The sequence below is a fragment of the Pseudomonas sichuanensis genome, from assembly GCF_003231305.1.
GTDB lineage: Bacteria > Pseudomonadota > Gammaproteobacteria > Pseudomonadales > Pseudomonadaceae > Aquipseudomonas > Aquipseudomonas sichuanensis.
The window spans coordinates 1-11,782 of sequence record NZ_QKVM01000017.1 but is presented as its reverse complement, the minus strand read 5'-3'; the positions used below and the strand labels follow the sequence as shown (position 1 = coordinate 11,782).

General features: G+C 67.3%; 8 protein-coding genes. 6 read left to right on the top strand and 2 right to left on the bottom strand.

Annotated features, from left to right (window positions below):
* Positions 1-13: 13 nt before the first annotated feature.
* Positions 14-1,522: a glucose-6-phosphate dehydrogenase gene (zwf, locus tag DM373_RS11080; protein WP_110993611.1), complete on the bottom strand. Its 1,509-nt coding sequence runs from the start codon at positions 1,520-1,522 to the stop codon at positions 14-16.
* The gene (gene gnd, locus DM373_RS11075; RefSeq protein ID WP_110993610.1) at positions 1,519-2,502 is read right to left on the bottom strand and encodes a phosphogluconate dehydrogenase (NAD(+)-dependent, decarboxylating); all 984 of its coding nucleotides are present in this window, start codon (positions 2,500-2,502) and stop codon (positions 1,519-1,521) included. Before gnd ends, zwf begins: the two co-directional genes overlap by 4 nt.
* A 201-nt stretch (positions 2,503-2,703) precedes the next feature.
* Here gnd and DM373_RS28940 point away from each other — a divergent pair, with 201 nt between their 5' ends.
* The 6 genes from DM373_RS28940 to DM373_RS11050 all read left to right on the top strand — a co-directional run bounded on the left by DM373_RS28940 (position 2,704) and on the right by DM373_RS11050 (position 11,767).
* Entirely contained in the window at positions 2,704-2,871 is a 168-nt protein-coding gene (locus DM373_RS28940; protein WP_167409825.1) for a DUF6026 family protein, read from the top strand.
* A gap of 479 nt (positions 2,872-3,350) precedes the next feature.
* Positions 3,351-4,910: a glycogen synthase GlgA gene (glgA, locus tag DM373_RS11070; RefSeq protein ID WP_110993609.1), complete on the top strand. Its 1,560-nt coding sequence runs from the start codon at positions 3,351-3,353 to the stop codon at positions 4,908-4,910.
* 14 nt (positions 4,911-4,924) lie between these two features.
* Positions 4,925-6,667, top strand: a complete 1,743-nt coding sequence (treZ, locus tag DM373_RS11065; protein ID WP_110993608.1) for a malto-oligosyltrehalose trehalohydrolase — start codon at positions 4,925-4,927, stop codon at positions 6,665-6,667.
* The gene (gene malQ / locus DM373_RS11060; protein WP_110993607.1) at positions 6,664-8,733 is read left to right on the top strand and encodes a 4-alpha-glucanotransferase; all 2,070 of its coding nucleotides are present in this window, start codon (positions 6,664-6,666) and stop codon (positions 8,731-8,733) included. The genes treZ and malQ overlap by 4 nt, the downstream gene beginning before the upstream one ends.
* Positions 8,730-11,504 carry a malto-oligosyltrehalose synthase gene (locus tag DM373_RS11055; RefSeq protein ID WP_110993606.1) on the top strand — a complete coding sequence of 925 codons (2,775 nt, stop codon included), beginning with the start codon at positions 8,730-8,732 and terminating at the stop codon, positions 11,502-11,504. Before malQ ends, DM373_RS11055 begins: the two co-directional genes overlap by 4 nt.
* Positions 11,505-11,521: 17 nt before the next feature.
* Entirely contained in the window at positions 11,522-11,767 is a 246-nt protein-coding gene (locus DM373_RS11050) for a DUF2934 domain-containing protein (RefSeq protein WP_110993605.1), read from the top strand.
* The last annotated feature ends 15 nt before the right edge of the window (positions 11,768-11,782 follow it).

The following is an 11,782-nucleotide window of genomic DNA, read 5'->3' as shown; positions in this document are numbered from 1 at the left end:
GTGCAGGCAACCATCAACCCAAGTTATGCCACTCGCGCTTGTCGCGGGTCAGCAGCTCGTTGCCAGCCTCCGGGCCATCCTCCCCGGCCGCATACCCATGCACCTCACCCGCCTCGCTGGCCCAGGCATCGAGAAACGGCTGCACCGCGCGCCAGCCGTTCTCGATGTTGTCGGCGCGCTGGAACAGGGTCTGGTCACCCGTCAGGCAGTCGTAGATCAAGGTCTCGTAACCGGTCGCCGGGGTCATCTGGAAGAAGTCCTTGTAGGCAAACCCCAGCTCGACGTTTTCCATGACCAGCTCCGGCCCGGGCCGCTTGGCCTGCAGGTCGAACCACATGCCCTCGTTGGGCTGGATCTGGATCTTCAGGTAGTTGGGCTTGGGCCGCTCCAGCTCGCTTTCGCGGAACTGCGCATAAGGCGCGGGCTTGAAGCAGATGGCGATCTCGGTGTCGCGCACACTCATGCGCTTGCCGGTGCGCAGGTAGAACGGCACGCCGGCCCAGCGCCAGTTGTCGATCATCACTTTAAGGGCGACGTAGGTTTCGGTCTGGCTGTCTTTGCCAACATTGGGCTCGTCGCGGTAACCGGCCAGCGGCTTGCGCCCCTGTTTGCCGCTGGTGTACTGGCCACGCACCGAATTTTTCAGTGCCATCTTCGTCGTCCACGGGCGGATGGCGCCGATCACCTTGGCCTTCTCGCCACGCACCGCATCGGCGCCAAAGGCGGCCGGCGGCTCCATGGCAACCATCGCCAACAGTTGGAACAGGTGGTTGGGCACCATGTCGCGCAGGGCGCCGGTACTGTCATAGAAGGCGCCGCGGGTCTCGACGCCGACGGTCTCGGCCGCAGTGATCTGCACGTGATCGATGTAATGGTTGTTCCAGAACGACTCGAACAGGCCGTTGGAAAAACGGCTGACCAGGATATTCTGCACCGTCTCCTTGCCCAGGTAATGGTCGATGCGGTAGATCTGCCGCTCGTTCATCACCTTCAGCAGGCGGGCGTTCAGCGCTTCGGCGCTGGCCAGGTCGGTGCCGAAGGGTTTCTCCACCACCACCCGCCGGAAGCCCCCGGCGGACTCGTCGAGCAAGCCGGCATCACCCAGGCGCTGGGCCACTTCCGGGAAGAAGCGTGGCGAGGTGGCCAGGTAGAAGATGGCATTGCCGTGGCTGGTCTTGTCGATGCGTTTGGCCAGGGCCTGGTAAGTCGCCGGGTCAAGGAAGTCGCCGGTCTGGTAGTCCAGGCGCTTGGCCAGGCGCGCCCAGAGCTTGTCGTCCAGGCAGCGCTCGCTGCCTTCGCGGCCCTGGTCACGCTCCAGCATGAAGGCATGCAGGCGCTCGGCGAACGCTTCGGCGGTGGCCGCATTGTGATCGACCCCGACGATGCGCAGGTTGCGGTCCAGCAAGCCATCACGGCTCAGGTTGTACAGCGCCGGCATCAGCAGGCGCTTGACCAGGTCGCCGTTGGCGCCGAACAGGAACAGGGTGCAGGGTGGAGCGGCAGGAATGTTTGGTTTGGTCATTCGCCTTTCTTCTCGACGTGGCCACCGAAGCCCAGGCGCATGGCCGAGAGGATCTTGTCACCGTAGGTGCCCTGCTGCTGGCGCGAGCGAAAACGGGCGAACAGCGCGCTGGACAGCACCGGCACCGGCACTGCCTGCTCCACGGCGGCGTCGATGGTCCAGCGCCCTTCGCCACTGTCAGACACCGAACCGCTGAACGCGGACAACTGTGGGTCGGCAACCAGGGCGTCGGCGGTCAGGTCCAGCAGCCAGGAGGTGACCACGCTGCCACGACGCCACACCTCAGCGATCTCGGTCAGGTTGAGGTCGAAGCGCTGGTCTTCGGGCAGTTCGTCGCCGCCCTTGCTGCGCAGCAGGTCGAAGCCTTCGGCGTAGGCCTGCATCAAGCCGTACTCGATGCCGTTGTGCACCATCTTCACGTAGTGGCCGGCGCCGGGTGGGCCGGCGTGGATGTAGCCATGCTCGGCGCGCTCGTGCTCACCGCTGCGCCCGTGCGTGCGGGGGATGTCGCCGACGCCGGGGGCCAGGGCCTTGAACAGCGGTTCCAGGCGCTCGAACACCTCCTTCTCGCCACCGATCATCATGCAGTAGCCGCGGTCCAGGCCCCACACGCCACCGGAGGTGCCAACGTCCAGGTAATGCAGGCCACGCTTGGCCAGCTCGGCCGCACGGCGCATGTCGTCCTTATAGAAAGTGTTGCCGCCGTCGATGATCGCATCGCCCGGCTCCAGCAGTTCGGCCAGCTGGGCGATGGTCTGCTCGGTGGGCTCGCCCGCCGGCAGCATGACCCACACCGCGCGCGGCGCCTTGAGCTTCTGCACCAGCGCACCAAGGTCGTGAGCCCCTTGCGCGCCCTCGCCTTCAAGCCCGGTGATCGCTTCACGGTTGCGGTCATGCACCACGGTGCGGTGGCCGGCGCGCATCAGGCGCCTTGCGATATTGCCGCCCATGCGGCCCAGCCCGACGATTCCCAGTTGCATGTGGTGACGCTCCCGTTAGAAATGGATTACAGCCGTTAAGGATTTCAGATTAGTCCAGCGTACCCGCAGAGGGTTCACCGACGAACGGCGAGACCACGATAAACAAAAAAGTTCCCATGGCCAGGGAAAGAATTCAGAATGCGCGCCGCGTGAAGCGACTACGCTTTGATTTGTCACCAGCCAGCCCTGCGAGGTGTGCTCATGGGTACCCTGATGCCTGCCACTCCCACCCAGACCCTCTACGTGTCCGTACGCCGTGATGAACTGCGCCAACTGAAGGACGAACGTGACCAGCTGCGCCAGCAAGTGGCGCACTTGAACCAACTGCTGGAACAGGCCCGCCTGCAAGGCAAGCCTGCCAGTCTCTGAGTCACCGCCCCTGCGCAGGGAGCCGAGCGGCTCCCCGCCCTGCCCGTTTTCACCTCCCGCCCTACCCGCCGACCAAGCACCTTCCTACCTGTACAAATTTTGTAACACCCGCCAACGTTTGCGGGGACGAACGGTCATCAGAAAAATGACCAGCAAGTCACAAGAATGTCGTTTCGTCCCCTACACTCCAGATTCGGCCCGCGTTTTGCTCGGAAAAAGTGACGTAAAAAAGTCGAACTTTCCGAAATGCGGGCAGGTCAGGAGCTAAGTAGGCCAACGCAAAGGGACTTCCTCACGCCAGGCCCACCCACCCCCACCCGTCTACACGCTTTTCGGCCGGATTGCCGAGCGTGCCGTGCCTGCGCGCACCGATATCGGGCAAGGACCGCACTACGAAGATGCACCACCGATCAGAGAGAACCAGCACGAAATAACGCAACGGGTGCCCGCACCCGCAAAAACAAGGGACGGAGAGAAGTATGATCAGTGCCGCTGTCGAACCTCACGTAGATGCATTCAAATCGGATAGCCGCGAGCCGCTGCCACCCAGCCTCGCCCCGACAGTCAAGGCACCCGGCGCCCAGCGCCAGCACAACCCCAACAAGCGCAAGGTCCTGTTCGTCACCTCGGAAATCGCCGACCTGGTCAAGACCGGCGGCCTGGGCGACGTGTCCGCCGCCCTGCCACGGGCGTTGGCCCACCTGCACGATGTGCGGGTGCTGATCCCCGGCTACCCCCAGGTGATGGAGAGCGACAACCCCATCCATATCGTCGGTGAACTGGGCGGCCATGCGGCACTGCCACCGTGCAAGATCGGCCGCATGGACCTGGCCGACGGCCTGGTGATCTATGTGCTGATCTGCCCCGAGTTGTACCAGCGCGAAGGCACCCCCTACGGCGCCAACAACGGCCGCGACTGGCCGGACAACCATATCCGCTTCGCCCGCCTGGGCCTGGCCGCCGCAGAAATTGCCGCCGGTGAAGGCATGGCCCACTGGCGCCCCGACCTGGTGCACGCCCACGACTGGCCGGCCGGCCTGGCCCCGGCCTACATGCACTGGCGCGGGCTGAGCACCCCGACCCTGTTCACCATCCACAACCTGGCCTACCAGGGCGTGTACAGCCGCGCCTGCAGCCCGGAGCTGGCGATCCCCGACCACGCCATGCAACAGGAAGGCATGGAGTTCTACGGCAAGCTGTCGTTCCTCAAGGCGGGCCTGGCCTACTCCAGCCACATCACCACGGTGAGCGCCACCTACGCCCGGGAAATCACCACCCCCGAGTTCGGCTGCGGCCTGGACGGTTTCCTCGCCAGCAAGGCCCAGCAAGGCTTGCTCGGCGGTATCCCCAACGGCATCGACGAGAGCTGGGATTCGGCCACCGACGGGCACCTGGTGCACAACTTCAGCCTCAACGACTGGGACGGCAAGGCGCGCAACACCCAGCAGGTGCGCGAATTGTTCGGCCTGGACGCGTCCAAGGGGCCGCTGTTCGCCGTGGTCTCGCGGCTGGTCTACCAGAAAGGCCTGGACCTGACCCTGGGCGTGGCCGACTACATCGTCGAACAAGGCGGCCAGATCGCCATCATCGGCCGTGGCGAGCCCGAGGAAGAACAGGCCATGCGCGAGCTGGCACTGCGTCACCCGGGCCGCATCGGCGTGCGCATCGGCTTCAACGAAACCGATGCCCGGCGGATGTTCGCCGGCAGCGATTTTCTGCTGATGCCATCGCGCTATGAGCCGTGCGGGCTGAGCCAGATGTACGCGCAACGCTTCGGCTCGCTGCCGGTGGCGCGCAATACCGGCGGGCTGGCCGACACCATCGAGAACGGCGTCACCGGGTTCCTGTTCAACGACTCGACCTTGGAAAGCTACCGCGAAGCGCTGAGCCGCGCCTTCTATGTGTACGGCAAGAAGCACCTGCTCAACGCCATGCGCTGCCTGTCGATGACCCAGCCCTTCAACTGGTGCCAGGCGGTGGAACCCTACGCGCGGCTGTATGAGGACCTGGTCAAGCAGACCCAGATCGCCCACTACTGAGCGGAGAGCGGACGATGCAAAGGCATGGCGCGCAAGTAGTGGACGCCACGTCGGCGCACTTTGCCCTCTGGGCGCCGGATGCGCGCAGCGTGAGCGTGGAAGTCGAGCGGCAGCCCGCCGTTGAGCTGTCGCCCGTTGATGACGGTTGGTACGTCGGCATTGCCCCGTGCCAGGCAGGCGAGCGGTATCAGTTGCTTATCGACCGGCAGCTCAAGGTGGCCGACCCGGCTTCGCGCTATCAGCCCGAGGGCGTGCAGGGGCCGAGTGAGCTGGTGGACCTTGCCGGGTTCCGGTGGCAGCACCCCTGGCAGGGCCGCCCGTGGCACGAGGCGGTGATCCAGGAGCTGCACGTGGGCCTGCTCGGCGGTTACCGCGGCGTGGCCGAGGCGCTACCACGCCTGGCCGCGCTGGGCATCAGCGCCATCGAGCTGATGCCGCTGGGCCAGTTCCCCGGTGAGCGTAACTGGGGTTATGACGGCGTGCTGCCGTTCGCCCCACAGCACAGCTACGGCACGCCGCAGGAGCTGTGCGCACTGATCGACCAAGCCCACGGCCACCGCCTGATGGTGCTGGTGGACGTGGTCTACAACCACTTCGGCCCGGACGGCAACTACCTGCACCAGTACGCCAGCCCGTTCTTTCGCCAGGACCGGCAGACGCCCTGGGGCGCGGCCATCGACTTTCGCAGGCCAGCGGTGCGCGAGTACTTCATCCAGAACGCGCTGATGTGGCTGTGCGACTACCGCTGCGACGGCCTGCGCCTGGATGCGGTGCACGCCATCGACCAACCGGACTTCCTCGTCGAACTGGCCCAGCGCGTGCGCGCAGCGGTCGCGCCGGGCCGGCAGATCTGGCTGGTGCTGGAAAACGAGCACAACCAGGCCGCGCTGTTGCAGCAGGGCTTCGACGCCCAGTGGAACGACGACGGCCACAACGCCTTACACGTGCTGCTGACGGGCGAAACCGAAGGCTACTACGCCGACTACCAGCAGCGGCCGATCCACCAGCTGGCACGCTGCCTGGCCGAGGGCTTCGTGTTCCAGGGCCAGACCAACCGCCACGGCACCCCACGCGGTGAGCCATCGGCACATCTGCCGCCGACAGCGTTCGTGCTGTTCCTGCAGAACCACGACCAGGTCGGCAACCGCGCCCTGGGCGAGCGCCTTGCCCGCCTCTGCCCGCCGCAGGCCTTGCGCGCGGCCACCGGGCTGTTGCTGCTGGCGCCGATGATCCCGCTGCTGTTCATGGGCGACGACGACGGCAGCCGCGAGCCGTTCCTGTTCTTCACCGACTTCCACGACACGCTGGCCGATGCCGTGCGCGAGGGCCGGCGTGGCGAGTTCGCCCACTTCGACGCCTTTGCCGACCCCGCCAGACGCGAACAGATCCCCGACCCCAACGCCGAAACCACCTTCGAAAGCTCCAGGCCGCAACAAAAGAACGTGCTGGCCGGCTGGCACGGCCTCTATCAGCAGTTGCTCGACCTGCGCAAACGCCACCTCATCCCGCACCTGCCCGGCACCCGTGCACTGGGCACCGAGGTGCTGGGCGACAAGGCACTCACCGCACGCTGGCGCCTGGGCAACGGCCAGCAACTGCGCATCGACCTCAACCTCGACGCCCAGCCCCAGGCCGCGCAACTGCCGGCCCAGGCGCTGCGCCTGTACGACAGCAGCGACACCGCCCACCCCGACTCGACACTCGCCGCGCACAGCTGCGTGGTCAGCCTGCTGCCCCCCGCACCGGAGACGCCATGAGCGAACAGCCCCTGCACCGCCTGGCCGCCCGCGTCGGCCTGGCCCGCGACTGGATCGACGCCAACAACCGCCCGCAGCAGGTCAGCGACGAAGTGCTGCGCCATGTGCTGCAAGCCCTTGGCCACCCCGCTGACGACGACCAGGCCATCGCCAGCAGCCTGCGCCTGGTCGAGCAGGCCGAAGACAGCGAACACCTGCCCCCGCTGCTGACCGTCGATATCGACCAGCCCCTGGCCCTGCAACGCTGGTTCAGCGCCGGCAGCCAGGCGCACTGCACCCTGGAGGACGCCAGCCAGCGCACGCTGGTGCTGGATGCCCAGGCACGCCTGCCGGGTGGGCTGCCGACCGGCTATCACCAGTTGGCCATCGACGGCCGCACCTTCACCCTCGCCGTGGCGCCGTCGCGCTGCCACGCGCTCGAAGATGCCATCGGCGAACCGCCACCGCGCTGCTGGGGCCTGGCAGTGCAGTTGTACAGCCTGCGCCGCCCCGGCGATGGCGGCTATGGCGACTGCCTGGCGCTGGAACAGCTGGCGCGCAGTGCCGCCGAACGCGGCGCCGATGCCCTGGCGATCAGCCCGATGCATGCGCTGTCGGCCTTCGACCAACAGCACTTCAGCCCCTATTCACCGTCCAGCCGACTGTTGCTCAACGCGCTGTACGCCAGCCCCGCAGCCCTGCTGGGCGAACGCGCCGTGCGCATGGCCATCGAGGCCTGCGGGCTTGCGCAGACACTCGAAGACCTGCAGCAACAGCCGCTGGTGGACTGGCCACGCGCCGCCAAGGCCCAACAGCGGTTGCTGGAAGCGCTGTACCAGGATTTCAGCCAGGGCGACCACCCGCTGCGCGCAGACTTCGCCAGTTTCCGCGAGGCCGGCGGCGAACGGCTCGAGCACCATTGCCGCTTCGAAGTGCTGCAAAGCGAGGCGGTGGACCAGGGCCTGGGGGCCGACTGGCGCCACTGGCCAAAGGCCTGGCACGACCCCTATCACCCGGAAGTCGAAGCCTTCGCTGTCGCCTACCCGGCCCGTGTCGAATTCCACGCGTTCTGCCAGTGGCTCAGCGAACGCAGCCTGCAACGCGCCCAGGACGCGGCGTGCAGCAATGGCATGGCGATCGGCCTGATCGCCGACCTGGCAGTGGGCGCCGACGGCGCCGGCAGCCAGGCCTGGAGCCGCCAGGACGAACTGCTGGCCGACCTCAAGGTCGGCGCACCGCCCGATATCCTCAACCGCGCGGGGCAGGACTGGGGCATCTGCGCCTTCTCCCCTGAAGGCCTCAAGCGCAACGGCTACCGCGCCTTCATCGAGATGCTGCGGGCCAACCTGGCCCATGCCGGCGGCCTGCGCATCGACCATGTGATGGGCCTGCGCCGGCTGTGGCTGATCCCCCGTGGCGCCACGGCCCGCGAGGGCGCCTACCTCAACTACCCGCTCGACGACCTGCTGCGCCTGCTGGCCCTGGAATCGGCACGGCACCAGGCGATCATCCTCGGCGAGGACCTCGGCACCGTGCCCGAAGGCCTGCGCGAGCGCCTGGCGGCCAAGGCCGTGCTGGGCATGCGCGTGCTGCCCTTCGAGCAGGACTCGCCCGGCCGCTTCAAGCCGATCCTCGACTGGCCGGACAACGCCCTGGCCACCACCGGCACCCATGACCTGGCGCCACTGGCCGGCTGGCTGCAAGCCCGTGACATCGACTGGAACAACCGCCTGCAACTGATCGACGCCGCCACCGAAGAGCACTGGCGCGCTAGCCGGGCGCTGGAGCGCGACGGCCTGCGCCGCACCCTGGAGCACAACTACGGCCCGCTAGCGGACGACACGGCGTTGATCGACGCGGCGATCCGTTACGTCGGCCACACCCGCGCCCCCTTGGTGCTGGTACCGCTGGAGGACCTGCTGGGCTGCGACGAACAACCCAACCTGCCCGGCACCACTGCTGGCCACCCCAACTGGCGGCGCCGCTTCAAGGCCGCGGCCCTCGAGCTGCTCGACGACGAGGACGCGGCGCGGCGCCTGGAGCTGCTGGCCCAGGCCCGCGAACAAGCCTGGGAGCGTGATCGATGAAGCCGCTGACCGCCACCCTGCGCCTGCAGCTGCACAGCGACTTCACCCTGGATGACGCGACGCCGTTGGTGCCCTACTTCGCCCAGCTCGGCATCAGCCATGTGTATGCCTCGCCGATCCTGACTGCCCGTGCAGGCTCGCGCCACGGCTACGACGTGGTCGACCCGACCCGGGTCAACCCCGAGCTGGGCGGCGAGGCCGCGCTGGAGCGCCTGGTGGCTGCCTTGCGCCAGCACGGCATGGGCCTGATCCTCGACACCGTGTCCAACCACATGGCCGTGGGCGGCGCCGACAACCCCTGGTGGCAGAGCCTGCTGGCCTGGGGCCGGCGCAGCCCCTATGCAGAGTTCTTCGATATCCAGTGGCACTCCAGCGACCCGCTGCTGGCCGGGCAACTGCTGTTGCCGTTCCTCGGCAGCGACTATGGCGTGGCGTTGCTCAACGGTGACATGCCCCTGACCTTCGACGCCGAGCACGGCCGGTTCGAGGTCGCCCATCACGAGCATCGTTTCCCGATCTGCCCGCTGGACTACGGGCGCATCCTCGGCCATGCCGAAGACCCACGGCTGCAGGCCCTGGCCCAACACTTCAGCGCCCTGCACGAGGCCGCCGAACCGTTGGCCGACGCCGCGGCGCTGCACCGCGACCTGGCCCTGGTGGTCGACGCCGGGGCCAGCCTCGAAGGCGCCCTGGCCGCCTTCGACAGCCGCACCGAAGCCGGCTTCAAGCGCCTGCACCTGTTGCTGGAGCGCCAGACATACCGCCTGGCCAGCTGGCGCACCGCCGCCGACGACATCAACTGGCGGCGCTTCTTCGACATCAACGAGCTGGGCGGCCTGCGGGTGGAGCGTGCGGTGGTGTTCGAGGCCACCCACGCCAAGCTGTTCGAGCTGATCGAGCGCGGCCTGGTGGATGGCCTGCGCATCGACCATATCGACGGCCTGGCCGACCCGCGCCGCTACTGCCGCAACCTGCGCCGGCGGGTCGACGGGTTGCTGGCGCAGCGGCCGCTGCTGGCGGGCGTGGAGCATTTCCCGATCTACGTCGAGAAAATCCTCGGCGCCGATGAACACCTGCACCGCGACTGGCGCACCGACGGCACCACCGGCTACGAGTTCATGAACCAGGTCTCGCTGCTGCAACACGATCCGACGGGCGAGGCACCGCTGACCGAGCTGTGGAGCACCGTCAGCGAACGGCCGGCGTTCCCTGAGGAAGTGCGCCAGGCTCGCCATCTGGTGCTCAACGCCAGCCTGGCCGGCGACTGCGAGTCGGTGGCCCTGGCCTTGCTGCAGGTGGCCCGCGACGACCTGATGACCCGTGACCTCACCCTCGGTGCCATCCGCCGCGCGCTGCAGGCGCTGGCCGAGCACTACCCGGTGTACCGCACCTACATCAACGCCTGTGGCCGCCCGGCCGAGGATGAGGGGTTCTTCCAGCAAGCGCTCGCCGACGCCCGCCAGTCACTGAGCGAGGCCGACTGGCCGCTGCTCGAGCACCTGGCGCAATGGCTCGGCGGCCAGCCCTGGCGACGCCTGCCCCCGGGCCGACCACGCAAGCACCTGCGCCACGCCTGCGTGCGTTTCCAGCAACTGACCGCGCCAACCGCCGCCAAAGCCGTGGAAGACACCGCGTTCTACCGCAGCGCCCGGCTGTTGTCGCGCAACGATGTGGGCTTCGAGGCCGAGCGTTTCAGCGCCGACCCTGAATGGTTTCACACGCAAGCGCAGCGCCGCCTGCGCGACTTCCCCGACAACCTGCTGACCACCGCCACCCACGATCACAAGCGTGGCGAGGATTGCCGGGCGCGTCTGGCGGTGCTCAGCGAGCGCGGGCCCTGGCTGGCCAGCCGGGTGGAGCACTGGCGCGAACTGGCGGCGCCGCTGCGCGAGGCGTTGGAGGATGGCGCCGCGCCCGGCCCAGGCGATGAGCTGCTGCTGTGGCAGACCCTGCTCGGCAACTGGCCACTGGCGCTCGACCTGCATGACGCCAATGCACTGCGCCACTACGCCGAGCGCATAGTCCACTGGCAACAAAAAGCCCTGCGCGAGGCCAAGCTGCGCAGCAGCTGGGCGGCGCCGAACGAGGCGTATGAACAGGCCTGCGCCGCCTATGTGAACGGCCTGCTGCTGGACGCGCAGAACCAGCAGCTGCGCCACTCGCTGCATGAGGCCGCGCGGCAGATCGCCTGCCCCGGCGCGCTGAACAGCCTGGTGCAATGCCTGCTGCGCATGACCACGCCGGGCGTGCCCGACCTGTACCAGGGCAACGAGTACTGGGACTTTAGCCTGGTCGACCCGGACAATCGGCGCCCGGTGGACTACGCTGCAAGGCGTGCCAGCCTGGACGCCAGCACGCCCCTGGCTGAACTGCTCGACCACTGGCAGGACGGGCGCATCAAGCAGGCACTGATCGCCCGGCTGCTGGACTGTCGCATGAGCCACCCCGAACTGTTCCGGCGTGGCGCCTACCTGCCGCTCGACGTGCAGGGGCGCCACGCCGACAAGGTGCTGGCCTTCGCCCGACTGGGCGAGGAGCAGCGCGCCATCGTTGTCGCACCACGGCTTGCCGGCAGCTTGCTGGTTAACGCCACAACCCCATTGATCCCGGCACAGAACTGGGACGATACGCGGCTGATCCTGCCGTTTGCCTTGTCGCCTGCCAACTGCTCGGGACTTTTCGGTGGCGGTGCTGTCAGCCCTTCAAAGGAGCTGAAATTGAGCACCGTACTGGCCCAGTTTCCGGTCAATGTGTTGATTGATCATGCCTAACTGCATTCAGGAGCGTCGTGATGAGTGTCGAAGAGAAACGTGTTCGCGAATTCGCCTATCAAATCTGGGAATCGGAGGGCAAGCCGACGGGCCAGGAAATCCGCCACTGGGAGATGGCCCGCAAGCTGGCCGAGGCTGAAGCGTTAGCGCCCAAGGCCGCGCCGCGCAAGAAGGCGGCGGCCAAGCCGAAGGCGGCGGTGGCTGCTGAAAAGCCTGTGGCGGCGAAGAAGCCAAAGACAGTGAAAAAGCCGGCGGCGGGCTGATCCCCAGGTAAGCCG